The following is a 16,156-nucleotide window of genomic DNA, read 5'->3' on the forward strand; positions in this document are numbered from 1 at the left end:
TTCCTGCGCTCCTTTGGGATTGATCTCAGTTAGTGTCGGAAAAATCGGGCAAGTTGCATGGTCGATTCTGAAGGATTCCGCCCTATGCATGCTAGCTGTTGCCCTGTTTGTTGGCTAACAGATTGAAATAAATAGAGTTTCAGGCACTCGAGAACGCTGGCACGCAGGTTGCGAAAGTGCCTGGATTTGTTACGAAAAGGAGAAGTGCCATGCCTTTGTTCATGCGTCATTGCGCCCTGGCTGCCGGCCTGCTGCTGGTAATCGGCCCTGCTGTCGCCGACCCGTTGCAGGATGCGCGACTGGAGGGGGCCGTGCAGACTGCGGTTTCCCTCAACAAGGTGCTCAATCCGTTCCGCATCGAGGTGCAGGTGGAGGGCCAGCAGGCGCGCCTCAGCGGCGAGGTGGAAAACCCCGTCGAGCGCGACCTGGCCGAGCGTGTCGCCTTGGCCACTCGCGGCATCGAGCGGGTGGACAACCGTCTGCAGGTCAATGCCGAGCTGGCGGAGCAGCCGCTTGAGCGACGTGCCTACGCCCAGCGCCTGGAGGACGCCACCCTGACCGCGATCATCCGCGCGCGCCTGCTCTGGAGCCGTATAACGCAAAAGGCGCCGATCGAGGTCGAGAGCCGCGACGGCGTGGTGACCATGCGCGGTCGCGTCGACAACGTCGAGGCCAAGGAGCTGGCCGGCGTCATCGCCCGTACCAGCGAGGGTGTGTACCTGGTCAACAACCTGATCAGCCTGGATTCCGCAGCCATGGCCCAGGCCCGTGAAAACCCGCCGACTGCGCCGACAGGGCCGCAGCCCAGCGATGCCTGGATCATCGACAAGGTGCAAAGCAGCTTGCGCTATAGCCGCAATCTCGACGGGCCGAACATCAAGGTGGCGAGCCAGGAAGGCCTGGTGCGGCTGTCTGGCGAAGTGGTCAGCCAGGAGCAGAAGACCATTGCCGTGCAGATTGCCGGGCAGATCCTCGGGGTACGCGGCGTGGATGCCGATCTGTTGAAGGTGGCGAGCAAGGTGGAAGGGTGAATCGTGCAAAACGCACGGGTCGACGAGAGGCATCGTGCAGGATACGTCCTCACCTTTTTCGTTTAATTTGGATAACTTGTTGATTAATAAGGATTTTTATCCATCTTAAAAGCTGGCATGCAGGCTGCAATAACCTCCTCAAGGTTTGGATAACAAAGACAGCAGGAGGAGCCGGCATGAATCGCCAATCCGTCAACCGCTCGCAGGATGCAGTACTGCCCTTGCATCAGTTTCTGTACCTCGCGATGGCGTTGGTCGTGACCCTTGCCGCCGGGCTGTTCTACCACAGCTGGCAGACCGCCCGCCTGGCCGATCAGGTGGCGGCGCAGACCGCGCTGTTGACGCAATTGAAGACGGCTCATGCCACCACGCTGGTCAAGGCCGCCCAGCCGCTGCCTTCGGCCAAGGCTTCGCCAGCCACCCTGGAAAGCATCGTTCCTCAGGAACGCTGGGTGTTCTAGGTGCCACGCCGACCCTATCCCGAAAAGAAAGGAGAGTCATCATGCTGAGTTGGGCCATCACATTCCTGATCATCGCCATTGTCGCCGCGGTACTGGGCTTCGGTGGTATCGCCGGCGCCGCAACCGGTATCGCGAAGATTCTGTTCATCGTCTTCCTGGTCCTGTTCGTCGCTTCCTTCTTCTTCGGACGCGGTAGAGGTTGACGCCCATGAGCAGGATGCTCTGCAAGGCCCTGGTCACCGCCCTGCTTCTGGGCGGTGGCTCTGCGGCGATGGCAGCCAATGACGGCCAGGTGCGGGCCAACCAGTTGCTGGGTTCGGATCCGGAATACCGAGAGACTTGGCAGAAGACCATAAAGAATGAAGAACGCCTGCCCGAGTGGGTGATCAACCTCAGCGGCAGCTCGGCGCAGCAGATGTCGGCTGTGACCGAGGACGGCGACAAGTATCTGGTCGGCCCTCTCTGCGAGTCGGACCACAACTGCACCTACAAGCGCCTGATCGTGGCCTTCAGCTGGGACAAGGATGAAGCCTACGGGATGCTCGTGGAGGTTCCCGAAGGCTTGCCCTCGGACAAGTCGCCGACCCGCCATGCGGATTACCGCTGGCTGGGCAAGCCGGACGACGGCATGAAGGCGCTGCTGAAGGAGCAGCTCAAGCGCGACCCGAACTGGTACTGACCAACGGTCGCGCATTGTAATCATATGGTCGCTGAACGTACTTACCGTTGCGGCGTCCATGATGCGCCGCCTCGAGGAGAGGCAGCACATGACCAGGGGGCCGGGCTGTTCTGATCGCTTCAGGATCGGAGTGGCCTAGGGGTACAGGGAGTACCTCCGACGAGGGCCGGGTCAGGAGAGACAGCGTCGGAAGATCCAGATCAGCGGTGTCGGAAAAGACATGACGGCCTGATCTGGCTTCCGAAGCGTCCACACGCAGATTTGCCTTTTCGGGCGCACTTGTACGATTTCCCCTTCAAGACACATTTTGTCGTAACCGTATATCGAATTTTTTTCCCCTCGATTGTGCGGTGCGCACAGTGCTTTTTGTTCCATTCGGATTGTCGAACAACCCTCCTCTACCCTCGAACGGATCCTGTCGTTTCTGCCTAAAAATGGCGGTTTGGCCTTGTTCGGAAAACCGAACGAATCGATTTTATGGCCGCTGAATTGGCCGATTTGCGGTCTTTTCTTATGCCGATTCGGCATGGGGTAGTCGTTTCCGGCATTAGACTGGCCCTGTCCACGTCGCAATAGTTGCCGCCTTTTTCGCTGGCCCGAGCGCTCGTTCGCTCGCTGGCGGTGACCTGAGAACAGGGTCGCCGGACGGAAGCCAATCGCTGCCCGTGACGTTGCCAACGGCTCTGGGATGCGCTTTTCCGACCTGTCGGCCATGACCACTACAACAAAGGTAACGACATGAAGAAGGCAAAACTGAGCCTCGCCTGGCAGATTGTGATCGGTCTTGTCCTGGGCGTTGCAGTCGGCGCGCTACTGAATCATTTCAGTGCAGAAAAGGCATGGTGGATCAGCAACGTCCTCCAGCCCGCCGGCGACATCTTCATTCGCCTGATCAAGATGATCGTCGTCCCGATCGTGATTTCGTCGCTGATCGTGGGCATCGCCGGGGTTGGCGACGCGAAGAAACTGGGCAGCATCGGCCTGAAGACCATCATCTACTTCGAAGTGGTGACCACCATCGCCATCGTCGTCGGTCTGGTACTGGCCAATGTGTTCCACCCAGGTGCCGGCATCGACATGAGCACCCTGGGCACCGTCGACATCTCCAAGTACCAGGCCACGGCTGCCGAGGTACAGCATGAGCATGCGTTCATCGAGACCCTGCTCAACCTGATCCCGTCGAACATCTTCGCAGCGTTGATGCGTGGCGAGATGCTGCCGATCATCTTCTTCTCGGTCATGTTCGGCATGGGCCTCTCCAGCCTCAACGCCGACCTGCGCGAGCCGCTGGTGCGTACCTTCCAGGGCGTGTCGGAGACCATGTTCAAGGTCACCCACATGATCATGAACTACGCCCCGATCGGCGTATTCGCCCTGATCGCCGCGACCGTCGCCAACTTCGGTTTCGCCTCCCTGCTGCCGTTGGCCAAGCTGGTGCTGCTGGTGTACTTCGCCATCGCCTTCTTCGCCTTCATGGTGCTGGGCCTGGTGGCGCGCGTGTTCGGCTTCTCGATCATCAAGATCATGCGCATCATGAAGGACGAGCTGATCCTCGCCTACTCGACCTCCAGCTCCGAAACCGTGCTGCCACGCGTCATCGAGAAGATGGAGAAGTACGGTGCGCCGAAGTCGATCTGCTCCTTCGTGGTGCCGACCGGTTACTCGTTCAACCTCGACGGTTCGACCCTGTACCAGAGCATCGCTGCGATCTTCATCGCCCAGCTGTACGGCATCGACCTGTCGATCAGCCAGCAACTGCTGCTGGTGCTGACCCTGATGGTCACCTCCAAGGGTATCGCCGGCGTGCCGGGCGTTTCCTTCGTGGTGCTGCTGGCGACCCTGGGCAGCGTGGGCATTCCACTGGAAGGCCTGGCCTTCATCGCCGGTGTCGACCGCATCATGGACATGGCCCGTACCGCGCTGAACGTAGTGGGTAACGCCCTGGCCGCGGTGGTGATCGCCAAGTGGCAAGGCATGTACGACAGCGCCAAGGGCGAGGCGTACTACAACTCGCTGCTCCAGGCCAACGGCAAGAAGAAAGAAGCCGTGGTGGCGGGCAAGACCGTCAACCAGTAAGCCTTGAGCTGCATGCAAGAGCCCCGACCCGTCGGGGCTTTTTGCATTCTGGAGTCCGACACGATCCCCTGTAGGAGCGGCCTTGTGCCGCGATCGGGCGCGAAGCGGCCGCAAGTCAGGCGGCCGTGATCTTCCTGGAGCATCTCGGTGCCTGGTTTAGGGCCGCTTCGCGCCCGATCGCGGCACAAGGCCGCTCCCACAGGGAGATTGGGCTGGCCTTTAGATTTTGAACAAGACAGTTGCTCCCACAGGGAGCGGGTCGGATTCAGAGCGCCTTATGCGCTATCATTCGAGCATTTTTCAGGGGGACTTCAGATGCTCAACGGCCTCTGGCTCGGCTTTTTCGTGGTGGCGGCCATCTCCGCCCTGGCCCAGTGGCTGGTCGGCGGCAATGCTGGCATTTTCGCTGCGATGGTCGAAAGCATCTTTGCCATGGCCAAGCTGTCGGTCGAGGTCATGGTCCTGCTGTTCGGCACCCTCACCCTGTGGCTGGGCTTTCTCAAGATTGCCGAAAAGGCCGGCATCGTCGAATGGCTGGCCAAGGTCCTCGGCCCGCTGTTCGCACGCCTGATGCCGGAAGTGCCGCCCGGCCACCCTGCCCTGGGGCTGATCACCATGAACTTCGCTGCCAACGGCCTGGGCCTGGACAACGCCGCCACGCCCATCGGCCTGAAGGCCATGCGCGCGCTGCAGGAGCTCAACCCCAGCAGCACCACGGCGAGTAACGCGCAGATCCTGTTCCTGGTGCTCAACGCCTCGTCGCTGACCCTGCTGCCAGTCACCATCTTCATGTACCGCACCCAGCAAGGTGCCCCCGACCCGACGCTGGTGTTCCTGCCCATCCTGCTGGCGACCAGCGTCTCGACCCTGGTCGGCCTGCTGTCGGTCGCCGTGATGCAGCGCCTGCGCCTGTGGGATCCGGTGGTGCTGGCCTATTTCATCCCTGGCGCCCTGCTGCTGGGCGGCTTCATGGCGTTTCTGGGCACGCTGTCGGCGGCTGCGCTGGCGAGCCTGTCGTCGATCCTCGGCAACCTGACGCTGTTCGGCGTGATCATGCTGTTCCTGGTGATCGGTGCGCTGCGCAAGGTGAAGGTCTACGAGGCCTTCGTCGAAGGCGCCAAAGAGGGCTTCGACGTCGCCAAGAGCCTGTTGCCCTATCTGGTCGCGATGCTGGTCGCGGTGGGTGTGCTGCGCGCCTCCGGGGCGCTGGAGCTGGCGCTGGGGGGCATCCGCCATGCGGTCGAGTGGATGGGCGTGGACAGCCGCTTCGTCGAAGGCCTGCCCACGGCGCTGGTCAAGCCGTTCTCCGGCAGTGCGGCGCGGGCGATGCTGATCGAGACCATGCAGACCCACGGTGTCGACAGCTTCCCTGCGCTAGTGGCCGCCACCATTCAGGGCAGTACCGAAACCACCTTCTACGTGCTGGCGGTGTACTTCGGCGCCGTGGGCATCCAGCGCGTGCGCCACGCGGTGGGCTGCGCGCTGCTGGCCGAGCTGTCCGGGGTGATCGCGGCGATCTTCGTCTGCTACTGGTTCTTCGCCTGAGCCTGCATCCGTGAGGCCTGGGCGACCGTCCAGTCCACCACCTGGCGCGCGAGTTGGTCACTGGCCGCGCCGAAGCCACTGACCACTGCCGGCACCTGCTTGTCGGCCAGTGGCTGGTGCACCTCGAAGCGTTGGCTGGCGAGGATGCGCTGGCTGCGCCCTTGCACCAGCCGCGCGTCGTAGCGGATCAGTACCTGCACCCCGTCTTCGCGGTATTCGCTCTGAAACGCTTGCAGCTCGCCCACCAGCTCGTAGTCAGCCTGCAGGTTGCTGTCATCGGCGCTCAGGCGCTGGACCCGGCCGTCACGCTGGAAGGCATCGAGCAGGCGATTGCGCACCAGCAGTGGCACCGGATCGCTCCAGCGCGCGCCCTTGTAGCTGCTGATCACGTCGCCTTGCGCAATCACGGCAATGCGCGGCCCGGCCAGGACCTCGCTGGCCAGCGGCTTGTTCAGGCGCAGCGACCAGTCCACCGGTGTCGCCGGGTGGCTCTGCTGGTTAACCGGCAGGCGATAGGTATCGATGGGCTCCGCCTGGGGCAGGATCGAGCAGGCGCTGGCCAGGCTCAGCAGGCTGCCTGCGACGAGCAGGCGAAGGGACGGCCTCATGGCTGGAACTCCTTGTTTGGGTCGCGGCCCAGCAGGTAGCCGCTGGGGTCGGCCTCCAGGCGCCGAGAGATGCCCTTGAGGGCATTGAGGGTTTCGCGCAGCTCGCGGATCGCCGGGGCCAGTTGGTTCAGGCCCTGGGCGCCGTCGTCGAGCGCTTCCCGGTTGTTCTTGAGCAAGTCGTTGATGGTCGCGGTGCTCTGTGCCAGCGACTGCATGGCCTGCTCCGCGCTGCCGAAGGCTTGCTTGCCTTCGCTGCCGAGCAGGCCATTGGCGTTGCGCATCAGGGCCTGGGTTTCGGCCAGGGTGGCGCTGGCCTGCTTGCCGACCTGGCCGAGTTGCTCGATGGCCTGGGCGATGCCGCCCTTCTGGCTGGCGAAGGCACCGGTGGTCTGTTCGAGGTTGGCCAGGGTGTTGCTCAGGCGCTCGATGTTGTTCTCCGAGAACATCTGGTTGGCGTTGTGCAGTAGCAGGTTGATGTTGGTCACCAGGTCGCTGCTGTCGTTGAGCAGGCGTGAGATGGGCGACGGCGAGGCGACGATCACCGGCAACTGCCCGTTCTTGCCCTTGAGCGACGGGCTCTGCGGCGTGCCACCGCTGAGCTGGATGAACGAGTTGCCGGTAACCCCGGCGAGCGTGAGCTTGGCCTGGGTGTCTTCCTTGACCGGTGTGTCGGCGCTCAGGCGGATGCGCGCCAGCACCCGGCGCGGGTCCTGCGGGTCGAGGCGCAAGGTGCTGACATCGCCGACCTTGATGCCGTTGTACTGCACCGCGCTGCCCCGGGACAGGCCCGAAACGGCCTCGTTGAACACCACTTCATAATCTTTGAAGGCGTCGTCGACGCTGGACTTGGTCAGCCACAGGCCGAACAGCATGGCGCCAGCCACCACCAGCACGGTGACCAGGCCGATGAGGACATGATGAGCTCGGGTTTCCATCGTTCAGTGCTCCTGTCCCGCGCTTGCGGCGGCCTGTTCGGCTGCACGTCCGCGCGGGCCGTGAAAGTATTCGTGAATCCAGGGATCGTCGGTGCGTTCGACCTCGGCCAGCGGGCCTGCGACCAGCACTTTCTTTTGCGACAGCACCGCCACCCGGTCGGTGATGGTGTAGAGGGTGTCCAGGTCGTGGGTGATGAGGAACACCGAGAGGCCGAGGGCATCGCGCAGGGTCAGGATCAGTTGGTCGAAGGCTGCGGCGCCGATCGGGTCCAGCCCTGCCGTGGGTTCGTCGAGGAACAGGATATCCGGGTCCAGTGCCAAGGCGCGGGCCAGGGCCGCGCGCTTGATCATGCCGCCGGACAGCGAGGCCGGGTACTTGTCGGCGGCGCTGATCGGCAGCCCAGCCAGTGCCAGCTTGACCCCGGCCAGGTGCTCGGCGTCGGCGCGTGACAGCCCGGCATGTTCGATCAACGGCAGCGCGACGTTCTCGGTGACGGTCAGCGACGAGAACAACGCGCCTTTCTGGAACAGCACGCCGAAGCGCCGTTCCACCTGCGAGCGCTGGTCGTCGTTCAGCGTGGCCAGGTCCTGGCCGAACACCTTCACCCTGCCCTCGTTAGGCCGCCGCAGGCCGACGATGCTGCGCAGCAGCACCGACTTGCCGCTACCCGAACCGCCGACCACGGCGAGGATTTCGCCGCGGTACAGGTCCAGGTCGAGCTGCTCGTGCACGCTCTGGCTGCCGAAACGGTTGCACAGGCCACGGGCTTCGATCACTGCTTCACGTGCACCACTCACCAGCCCATCTCCATGAAGAACAGCGCGGCCACCGCATCCAGCACGATGACCACGAAGATCGACTGCACCACCGCTGAGGTGGTGTGTGCCCCGACCGACTCGGCGCTACCGCTGACCTTGAAGCCCTCCAGGCAGCCGATGGCGGCGATCAGGAAGGCGAAGAACGGCGCCTTGAGCAGGCCGACCAGGAAGTGCTGCACGCCGATGTCGCTCTGCAGCAGCGAGAGGAACATGGCCGGCGGAATGTCCAGCGACAGCGCACAGACCACCGCGCCACCGACGATGCCGCAGACCATGGCGACGAAGGTCAGCAGCGGCAAGGCGATCAGCAGCGCCAGGACCCGCGGCACCACCAGCAGCTCGATGGGGTTCAGGCCCAGGGTGCGGATGGCGTCGATCTCCTCGTTGGCCTTCATCGAGCCGAGCTGCGCGGTGAAGGCACTGGCCGTGCGCCCGGCCATCAGGATCGCGGTGAGCAGCACGGCGAATTCGCGCAGGAAAGAAAAAGCCACCAGGTCGACGGTAAAGACCGTCGCACCGAAATCGGCCAGCACCGTGGCCCCTAGAAAGGCCACTACGGCGCCGACCAGGAAGGTCAGCAAGGCGACGATGGGCGCGGCGTCCAGGCCTGTCTGCTCGATGTGTGCGACCACTGGGGTGACCCGCCACTTGTGCGGTTGCAGGAGTCGGGTGGCGAGCGTGGCGAGGATCAGGCCGACGAAACCGAGCAGTTGCCGGGTGTCCTGCCAGAGTGTGTCGACGGCGCAGCCGATGCGTGCGAGCAATTGCAGCAGGACCGGTTGTTCGGCTTCCTTGATCGGGATGCAGTAGTCCTGCACCGAGCAATACACCGTCTTGAGCAAGGCCCGGCTGGCCTCGGGGAGCTCGTCGGTGCAGTGTGACAGACGCTCGGCGCCCAGCAACTCGGCCAGCAGCGAGGCGCCGGCGGTGTCCAGGCGCCCAAGCTGGCTGAGGTCGGCGATCGTGTCGGCATCGTACTGGTCGCGCAGGCGCTCGCTGTCGCGCTTGAGGCTGGTGTAGTGGGCCAGGGTCCAGTCGCCGGCGATCAGTAGGCGCGCGGGGTGCTGGCGGGTGTCGAGGGTGGCGCTGGGCTCCATGCTTTTGACTCTGCACGACGGCGGTGGGTCAGATCATAGCCTGTTGCAGCGGCAGTGGCTTCAATCGCGGGGCAAGTCGCAACGGCGAACCCTCACCCCGCCGGTACATCCTCGACCACCTTGAAGCGCAGCACGCCGATCACCTGGCCATCCTCGGTCAGCACGCGCACCTGCCACTTGCCCACTGGGTTGGGCGGGAAGTTCTGCTTGTGGGTCCAGGCCCGATAGCCTTCCTTGCGCCCACCGTGGATGTCCAGGGCGATGCGGTCGACTTCTTTGCCGTCCTGCTGCCACACGTGATAGATCCGCTCGTTCAGCCCGCGTGGGGCGTTGATTGCGGTATAGGCGTACAGCCCTGCGCTGCGAATGCGGCTGGCGGCGATCTCGTCCAGCGATTCGCCGGGCTGGCGGTCCTGCAGCTCGGTGGTCACCGCCACTTCGGTCATCCACAGGGTGGCCGGTGGCACCCATGAACGCAGCAGCCAGCCGCCGCCACCCACGGTCAGGGTCACCAGCACCAGCGCCACGGCGCGGCGCCAGGTGTTGATCGGGAAACTGCTGGCCAGGCTCGGGAACGACAGCACCATGGCCGCGATCAGCGCCAGCTTGAAGCTCTGTGCGGTGGTCAGGTGCAGGATGATCGGCAGCGCCGTGAGCAGCGCGGCGAACAGGGTCAGGGTGTGCAGCGCGAGGAACAGCCAGCGCCGCGGTGCGAGCCATTTGTAGTACAGCGGATCGACGATGGAGATCAGCCCGGCTGCGCCGAGCAAGCCGGTGAACACCAGCTGGCCGCTGTTCCAGGTGGTGGTGATGAAGAAGAACGGCAGGACGAAGAACAGGCTTTCCTGGTGGATCATCTGGGTGGCGTAACGCAGCAGCGGCTGCGGGATTTCGCGCTTGAACGTGCGCGCGAACAGGCCGGTCAGGGTGTTCTCGAGCATCAGCCAGACCCAGCTGACCAGCATCAGCACGGCGATCCAGCTGGCGAGGCCGGCCTGGCGGTCGACCAGGATGAAGCTGCCGATGCCGGACAGGAAGCCGCCAAGGGCGATGACCCCGGGGTAGCGTTTGAGCAGTTCGATGATGCGTTGGACGATGTGGGGTATGGGGGGCATGGAGATGAGCAGCGATAAGGGGTGACTGTTCTGGCCTCTTCGCGGGCAAGCCCGCTCCCACAAGTAGCCGGTGATGCTGAAGCCTACGGTGTACCTCTGGCAGCCAGTACCCGGTGATGCTGAAACCTGCGGGATACCTGTGGGAGCGGGCTTGCCCGCGAAGAGGCCGATACAGGATACCGCCGAATCAGCTGTCCCGTGTAGCGCCGCTGGGGCGATCCGCCGGCTGGCGCCTTTTGCGGATCAGGCCGATGGCGAGTATCAGTCCCAACCCCAGCGCCACCAGCCCGTACAGCTCGTCATACCCCAGCAGCGGTTTCTCGATACGCAGGTAGCCCGGTTCCTTGAGCAACAGCCGTAACGCCTCGTTGGCCTGCTTGAGGCTGACCTTGCGCAGTTTGCCGACCGGGTCGCTGAAGTGGCCGTTGTCGTAGTCGTTCAGCGCGCCCCAGTAATAGTCGGCCAGTGCACTGTTGCCCTGGGTGGTCCAGCTTTCGCGGGCAATCGCGGCCTCCTTGAGGCGGGCGAAGGTGTCCGGGTCCAGGCCATGCTTGCGCAGGTGCTCGAACAGCTCCAGCAACACCTTCACCGCCTCGTCGATGTCCTGGCGCTCAAGGTCGGCGTTGAGGCTGAGCATGCCGCTGTCGCCGAAGCTTTCGCGCCGCACCGAAGGTCCGTACGACAAGCCGTGACGCAGGCGCAACTGGTCGTACAGCGCCCAGTCGAGGTAACGCGAGAGCAGCTCGAGTGTCTGGTCGTGGTCGCTGTCGAGCACCGGTTCGATGAACAGCCAATGCAGCCTGGCGGTATCGCCCAGCCAGCCGCGGGTCAGGTCGCGGCGTTGTTCGGCCTGCTGGCTGATGCTGTCGAGGTTGCGCCGATCGCCCGGCTCGGTGGCTGGCAGCTCGCTGTAGGTACGCTCCAGATAGGCCGGCAGCAGGCGGTCGAGGCCACCGACGACGATCAGGCTCATGTTGTTGGCGGCGTACCAATGCTCGCGCATGGACTGCACCTGTTTCAGGGTCATGCCGTCGATATCCGAGCGCTCCGGGCATTTGAGCCCCAATTCCACCGCCAGCTGGTCGCTGGCCGGATGACCGATGTCCTGGCGGTCCAGCCAGCGTTGCAGGTGGCCGTAATGGCCGCCATCCTCGCGCTCGATGATTTTCTTGGCGGTGGCCAGGGCCTTGGCGTCGATCTTCGTGTCGCGCACCGCCGCCAGCAACAGGTCGAGCACCTTGCGCTGGTTGCGTGCCGGCGCCTCGATGACGAAGGTGGTATCGGCAGCGCTGGTGAAGGCGTTCCACTCCCCGCCCAGCGCCTGCAGGCGCTCTTCCAGGCCACCTTCGCCGGTTTCGTCGATGCCGCTGAACAGCAGGTGTTCGAGCAGGTGCGGCAACTCGCGCTGCTTGCACTCGAAATCGTCGAGGCCCACGCCGACCACCAGGCGGATCGACACATGGTCGCGTTCGTACCCGGACTTGAGGATCACCTGCAGGCCGTTGGGCAACAGATAGCCTTCGACCCGCGAGCGGTCGAGGGCGAACGAGGGCAGGCTGCAGAGAATCAGGCAAACGAAGGTCAGGCAACGCATGGGCGGGCTTCCGGGCCGGTCTCCAGGTGTGCGGGGGTCAGGACAGGCGGGCGTCGTCCGGCACGCTGTCGAGCAGAAGCCCGCCGGTGTCCGCGCCGCCCAGTACCACATAGGCACTGCTGCAGAACAAAGAGTTCAACCGCTTCATGTCGGCGATCAGCTCCAAGTGTAGCGAACTGGTCTCGATACTCTGCACCACTTTGCGTTGCAGGCGGCTGACATGAGCATGTGCCAGGCGCCTTTCCTGGGCGCGAAAGCGACGCTTCTCGCGCAGCAGCAGGCGTGCGCTCTCAGGGTCAGCGCTGAGGAACACCGACAGGCCCAGGCGCAGGTTGGCCAGCAGTTGCTCCTGAAGGCCCGTCAGTTCTTCCAGGCCGACCTGGGAGAACTCCCGGCGTTGTGAGGTCTTCTGCTGCTGCACCTTGCGCAGCATGCGCTCGATCAGGTCGCTGGCCAGCTTGAGGTTGATCGACAGTTCGATGATCTCGGCCCAGCGCCGGTTGTCCTGTTCGCTCAGGTCCTCGCGTGACATCTGCGCCAGGTACAGCTTGATGGCGCTGTACAGGGCCTCGGCGTCCTCGCCCAGGGCGCGGGTCTGTTGTGGCAGTGCGGTCTGGCTGCCGCGCAGGGCGCCGAGCATGGCCTCGAGCAGGCTGTCGACGATGTCGCCCAGGCGCAGGGTCTCGCGGGCTGCGTTGGCCAACGCCAGGCTGGGGGTTTCCAGCGCCGAGGCGTCGAGGTGCCGGGGCTTGGCCTGACCATTGGCGACTTCGCGTTCAGGTAGCAGGGCGGTGCACAGGCGTCCCATAGGTTTGACCGTGGGCAGCATGACCAGGCAACGCAGGGTGTTGTAGAGCAAATGGAAGCCGATCACCAGCTCTTGCGGGCTGAAACTCAGCGAGTCCATCCAGTCCACCAGCGGGTGCAGCACCGGAATGATCAGCAGCAGGCCGATCAGCTTGTACAGCAGGCTGCCCAGGGCCACGCGGCGCCCGGCAGCGTTCTGCATGCGGGCGCTGATGAAGGCCAGCATGCCACTGCCGATGTTGGCGCCAACCACCAGGCCGATGGCCACCGGCAGGCTGATCACTTCTGCACCGGCCAGGGTCGCGGTAAGCAGCACGGCCGCGAGGCTGGAGTAGGTGATCATGGCGAACAGGGCGCCGACCAGGGCGTCGAGCAGGATATCGCCGGTCAGCGAGGCGAACAGCACTTTCACCCCTTGTGCATGGGTGATCGGCGCAGCAGCCTGCACGATCAGCTCAAGTGCCAGGATGATCAGGCCCAGGCCGATGGCCACTCGGCCCATCTGGCCGAGGCGTGTCTGCTTGCGCGACAGGAAGAAGATCACCCCGACGAACACCAGCAGGGGCGACAGCCACGACAGGTCGAAGGTCAGCACCCGCGCCATCAGCGCGGTACCGACGTCGGCACCGAGCATGATCGCCAGGGCTGGGGTCATGGCCATCAGGCCCTGGCCGACGAAGGAGGTGACCAGCATGGCGGTGGCGTTGCTGCTCTGCACCACGGCGGTGACGACGATGCCGGCAATGAAGGCCAGCGCGCGACGGTCCATGTTCTGGCTGAGCACGCGGCGCAGGTTCGAGCCGTAAACCCGAAGAATGCCGGTGCGCACGATATGTGTGCCCCAGACGAGCAGCGCCACGGCGGAAAGCAGGTTGAGCAGGGTCAGCATGTTTCGAGGCCCCCTTTTTACCGATGCCCCAATGCGGGGCCAATGGGTGAAGCCGTGAGCCTGGCCCGGGGGTGGGCTTTGTATTCAGTGCTCACTGAAGCTTTAGTTGTTTTGCGCGGTTGTCGCCAGCTTGGCATGGCGGGCATTTATTTGAAACATTTCTGTCACAAGTATGTTGGGTGTTTCAGAGCCAGTGCAGACAAACGAAAAAGGCCCCGAAGGGCCTTTTCAGTGACGTCCAGTACTTACTGACCCGGAATATCCTTGCGCAGTTTCACCGGATCATGCTCCTTGCCTTCCTTGCGCGCCATTGCAGTACGCATGCGGATGTTGATCGCTTCCACTGCCAGCGAGAACGCCATGGCGAAGTACACATAGCCCTTCGGTACGTGCACGTCGAAGGACTCGGCGATCAGCACGGTGCCGACCACGATCAGGAACGACAGCGCGAGCATCTTCAGCGACGGGTGCTTGTCGATGAAGTCGCTGATGGTGCCGGCGCACAGCATCATCACCAGCACGGCGACGATGATCGCGGCGATCATCACCGGCACGTGCGAGACCATGCCGACTGCGGTGATCACCGAGTCCAGCGAGAACACGATGTCGATGATGGCGATCTGGATGATGGTGTAGAAGAACTTGCCGCCGGCGCCTTTGGGTTCGTCGCTGCCTTCGTCCTCACCCTCGAGGCCGTGGTAGATCTCCTGGGAGCTTTTCCACAGCAGGAACAGGCCGCCGAAGAACAGGATCAGGTCGCGCCCCGAAATGCCCTCGCCAAAGATTACGAACAGGTCGTCGGTCAGGCGCATTACCCAAGTGATCGAGAGCAGCAGCATGATCCGGGTGACCATCGCCAGCGCCAGGCCGAAGATCCGCGTGCGCGGCTGCATGTGCTTGGGCATGCGGCTGACCAGGATCGAGATCATGATGATGTTGTCGATCCCGAGCACGATCTCGAGTGCAGTCAGGGTGAAAAAGGCAACCCAGATTTCCGGGCTGGTCAGCCATTCCATGTGTATTCCTTCGAACGATGAAGGCGACGCGCCCGGGAGAGCGGGCGTGTCGCGGTGGGGTGGTGCTCTTGTCTTACAGACTACTGATCAGTGGGAAAACTCCCATGAGCAAGGCGGCGAGCATTATGCACAGGCACACCAGAACTGCCCACTTGAGGGTGAAGCGCTGGTGATCGCCGAATTCGATCCCCGCCAGGGCTACCAGCAGGTAGGTGGAGGGTACCAGCGGGCTGAGCAGGTGTACCGGTTGTCCGACGATCGATGCACGGGCCATTTCCACCGGGGTGATGCCGTAGTGGCTGGCAGCTTCGGCCAGTACCGGCAGCACGCCGTAGTAGAACGCGTCATTGGACATGAAGAAGGTGAACGGCATGCTGACGATCGCGGTAATGGCCGCCAGGTACGGGCCGAGCGCATCCGGGATCACCGCCAGCAGGCTCTTGGACATGGCCTCGACCATGCCGGTGCCGGACAGGATGCCGGTGAAGATACCGGCGGCGAAGATCAGCCCGGTCACGGCCAGCACGCTACCGGCGTGGGCGGCGATGCGGTCTTTCTGCTGCTGCAGGCAGGGGTAGTTGACGATCATGGCGATACTGAAGGCGATCATGAACAGCACCGGCAGCGGCAACACGCCGGAAATCAGCGCGACCATCAGGGCAGCGGTCAGGGCACCGTTGAACCAGATCAGCTTGGGGCGGCGCGCTTCGGGGAACTGCGACACGCTGATTTCGCTGTGATCGATGTCGTCGGTCGGCAGGTGCAGCTCACCCAGGCGGGCACGCTCGCGCTTGCCGTACATGTAGGCGATGGCGAGGATCGCCAGCACACCGAAGGCCATGGCCGGGATCATCGGCACGAAGATGTCCGAAGGGTCGACGTGCAGCGCGCTTGCAGCGCGGGCGGTCGGGCCGCCCCAGGGGGTCATGTTCATCACGCCACCGGCGAGGATGATCAGGCCGGCCATGATTCGCGGGCTCATGCCCAGTCGGCTGTACAGCGGCAGCATGGCGGCGCAGCAGATCATGTAGGTGGTGGCGCCGTCACCGTCGAGCGAGACCACCAAAGCCAGCACGGCGGTGCCGACCGAGACTTTCAGCGGGTCGCCCTTGACCAGCTTGAGGATCTTGCGCACGGCCGGGTCGAACAGGCCGGAGTCGATCATCAGGGCGAAGTAGAGGATGGCGAACATCAGCATCACGCCGGTAGGCGCGAGCTTGCTGATGCCTTCGAGCATCATCGGGCCGATCTTGGCGGAGAAACCGCCGAACAGCGCGAACAGGATCGGAACCAGGATCAGGGCGATCAAGGCCGACAGGCGCTTGGTCATGATCAGGTACATGAAGGTGATGACCATGGCAAAGCCAAGGAAGGTCAGCATGGCGGTACTCCAGGCAGGGCGCGGCGAAAGGATGGACGATTCGGGCGGATCAGCGCGTCAGGCGCTGTGCATGGAATAGCGTGAGGGGTACTGCGGGGAGGCG

General features: G+C 63.7%; 15 protein-coding genes. 6 read left to right on the forward strand and 9 right to left on the reverse strand.

What is annotated here, in order from left to right; all coding sequences use genetic code 11:
- The first annotated feature begins 209 nt into the window (after positions 1-209).
- The 6 genes from ACK3BK_RS00450 to ACK3BK_RS00475 all read left to right on the forward strand — a co-directional run bounded on the left by ACK3BK_RS00450 (position 210) and on the right by ACK3BK_RS00475 (position 5,792).
- Positions 210-1,031: a BON domain-containing protein gene (locus ACK3BK_RS00450; RefSeq protein WP_186709811.1), complete on the forward strand. Its 822-nt coding sequence runs from the start codon at positions 210-212 to the stop codon at positions 1,029-1,031.
- Between the two features lie 176 nt (positions 1,032-1,207).
- On the forward strand, positions 1,208-1,492 hold the full coding sequence (locus tag ACK3BK_RS00455; RefSeq protein WP_186669933.1) for a hypothetical protein: 285 nt from the start codon (positions 1,208-1,210) through the stop codon (positions 1,490-1,492).
- Between the two features lie 41 nt (positions 1,493-1,533).
- Positions 1,534-1,695, forward strand: a complete 162-nt coding sequence (locus tag ACK3BK_RS00460) for a DUF1328 domain-containing protein (protein WP_003252966.1) — start codon at positions 1,534-1,536, stop codon at positions 1,693-1,695.
- 5 nt (positions 1,696-1,700) lie between these two features.
- Complete coding sequence (locus tag ACK3BK_RS00465) at positions 1,701-2,171, forward strand: inhibitor of vertebrate lysozyme family protein (protein WP_411383558.1); 471 nt, start codon at positions 1,701-1,703, stop codon at positions 2,169-2,171.
- A 738-nt stretch (positions 2,172-2,909) separates the two neighbouring features.
- Positions 2,910-4,247, forward strand: a complete 1,338-nt coding sequence (gltP, locus tag ACK3BK_RS00470; RefSeq protein ID WP_186669929.1) for a glutamate/aspartate:proton symporter GltP — start codon at positions 2,910-2,912, stop codon at positions 4,245-4,247.
- A gap of 315 nt (positions 4,248-4,562) precedes the next feature.
- The gene (locus tag ACK3BK_RS00475; RefSeq protein ID WP_411383559.1) at positions 4,563-5,792 is read left to right on the forward strand and encodes a nucleoside recognition domain-containing protein; all 1,230 of its coding nucleotides are present in this window, start codon (positions 4,563-4,565) and stop codon (positions 5,790-5,792) included.
- Here ACK3BK_RS00475 and ACK3BK_RS00480 read toward each other — a convergent pair.
- The 9 genes from ACK3BK_RS00480 to ACK3BK_RS00520 form a co-directional block, all read right to left on the reverse strand.
- Complete coding sequence (locus ACK3BK_RS00480; RefSeq protein ID WP_411383560.1) at positions 5,774-6,400, reverse strand: ABC-type transport auxiliary lipoprotein family protein; 627 nt, start codon at positions 6,398-6,400, stop codon at positions 5,774-5,776. The two genes, ACK3BK_RS00475 and ACK3BK_RS00480, sit on opposite strands and share 19 nt — an antisense overlap.
- Complete coding sequence (locus ACK3BK_RS00485) at positions 6,397-7,335, reverse strand: MlaD family protein (RefSeq protein ID WP_186669926.1); 939 nt, start codon at positions 7,333-7,335, stop codon at positions 6,397-6,399. The genes ACK3BK_RS00480 and ACK3BK_RS00485 overlap by 4 nt, the downstream gene beginning before the upstream one ends.
- A 3-nt stretch (positions 7,336-7,338) precedes the next feature.
- Positions 7,339-8,133: an ABC transporter ATP-binding protein gene (locus ACK3BK_RS00490; RefSeq protein WP_186669924.1), complete on the reverse strand. Its 795-nt coding sequence runs from the start codon at positions 8,131-8,133 to the stop codon at positions 7,339-7,341.
- A complete protein-coding gene (locus ACK3BK_RS00495) occupies positions 8,130-9,251 on the reverse strand; it encodes an ABC transporter permease (protein WP_411383561.1) in 1,122 nt (373 codons plus the stop codon). Before ACK3BK_RS00495 ends, ACK3BK_RS00490 begins: the two co-directional genes overlap by 4 nt.
- A 92-nt stretch (positions 9,252-9,343) precedes the next feature.
- Positions 9,344-10,366, reverse strand: a complete 1,023-nt coding sequence (locus tag ACK3BK_RS00500; protein ID WP_186669922.1) for a DUF5924 family protein — start codon at positions 10,364-10,366, stop codon at positions 9,344-9,346.
- Positions 10,367-10,553: 187 nt separating this feature from the next.
- Positions 10,554-11,960, reverse strand: a complete 1,407-nt coding sequence (locus ACK3BK_RS00505; protein WP_411383562.1) for a M16 family metallopeptidase — start codon at positions 11,958-11,960, stop codon at positions 10,554-10,556.
- 37 nt (positions 11,961-11,997) lie between these two features.
- On the reverse strand, positions 11,998-13,656 hold the full coding sequence (locus ACK3BK_RS00510; RefSeq protein WP_288377641.1) for a Na/Pi cotransporter family protein: 1,659 nt from the start codon (positions 13,654-13,656) through the stop codon (positions 11,998-12,000).
- 245 nt (positions 13,657-13,901) lie between these two features.
- Complete coding sequence (locus ACK3BK_RS00515) at positions 13,902-14,672, reverse strand: TerC family protein (protein WP_186669919.1); 771 nt, start codon at positions 14,670-14,672, stop codon at positions 13,902-13,904.
- Positions 14,673-14,745: 73 nt separating this feature from the next.
- Positions 14,746-16,053 carry a CitMHS family transporter gene (locus ACK3BK_RS00520; RefSeq protein ID WP_065864713.1) on the reverse strand — a complete coding sequence of 436 codons (1,308 nt, stop codon included), beginning with the start codon at positions 16,051-16,053 and terminating at the stop codon, positions 14,746-14,748.
- Positions 16,054-16,156: the final 103 nt, after the last annotated feature.

Origin of the sequence: Pseudomonas sp. L7, from assembly GCF_046605565.1 — a bacterium.
GTDB classification, from domain to species: domain Bacteria; phylum Pseudomonadota; class Gammaproteobacteria; order Pseudomonadales; family Pseudomonadaceae; genus Aquipseudomonas; species Aquipseudomonas wayambapalatensis.

Excerpts from the sequence above, each read along its gene's own strand:
- ACK3BK_RS00500 (WP_186669922.1), bottom strand. The coding sequence starts at position 10,366 with ATGCCCCCCATACCCCACATCGTCCAACGCATCATCGAACTGCTCAAA.
- ACK3BK_RS00515 (WP_186669919.1), bottom strand. The coding sequence starts at position 14,672 with ATGGAATGGCTGACCAGCCCGGAAATCTGGGTTGCCTTTTTCACCCTG.
- ACK3BK_RS00475 (WP_411383559.1), top strand. The coding sequence starts at position 4,563 with ATGCTCAACGGCCTCTGGCTCGGCTTTTTCGTGGTGGCGGCCATCTCC.
- ACK3BK_RS00485 (WP_186669926.1), bottom strand. The coding sequence starts at position 7,335 with ATGGAAACCCGAGCTCATCATGTCCTCATCGGCCTGGTCACCGTGCTG.
- gltP (WP_186669929.1), top strand. The coding sequence starts at position 2,910 with ATGAAGAAGGCAAAACTGAGCCTCGCCTGGCAGATTGTGATCGGTCTT.
- ACK3BK_RS00450 (WP_186709811.1), top strand. The coding sequence starts at position 210 with ATGCCTTTGTTCATGCGTCATTGCGCCCTGGCTGCCGGCCTGCTGCTG.
- ACK3BK_RS00480 (WP_411383560.1), bottom strand. The coding sequence starts at position 6,400 with ATGAGGCCGTCCCTTCGCCTGCTCGTCGCAGGCAGCCTGCTGAGCCTG.
- ACK3BK_RS00520 (WP_065864713.1), bottom strand. The coding sequence starts at position 16,053 with ATGCTGACCTTCCTTGGCTTTGCCATGGTCATCACCTTCATGTACCTG.
- ACK3BK_RS00465 (WP_411383558.1), top strand. The coding sequence starts at position 1,701 with ATGAGCAGGATGCTCTGCAAGGCCCTGGTCACCGCCCTGCTTCTGGGC.
- ACK3BK_RS00510 (WP_288377641.1), bottom strand. The coding sequence starts at position 13,656 with ATGCTGACCCTGCTCAACCTGCTTTCCGCCGTGGCGCTGCTCGTCTGG.
- ACK3BK_RS00505 (WP_411383562.1), bottom strand. The coding sequence starts at position 11,960 with ATGCGTTGCCTGACCTTCGTTTGCCTGATTCTCTGCAGCCTGCCCTCG.
- ACK3BK_RS00495 (WP_411383561.1), bottom strand. The coding sequence starts at position 9,251 with ATGGAGCCCAGCGCCACCCTCGACACCCGCCAGCACCCCGCGCGCCTA.
- ACK3BK_RS00455 (WP_186669933.1), top strand. The coding sequence starts at position 1,208 with ATGAATCGCCAATCCGTCAACCGCTCGCAGGATGCAGTACTGCCCTTG.
- ACK3BK_RS00460 (WP_003252966.1), top strand. The coding sequence starts at position 1,534 with ATGCTGAGTTGGGCCATCACATTCCTGATCATCGCCATTGTCGCCGCG.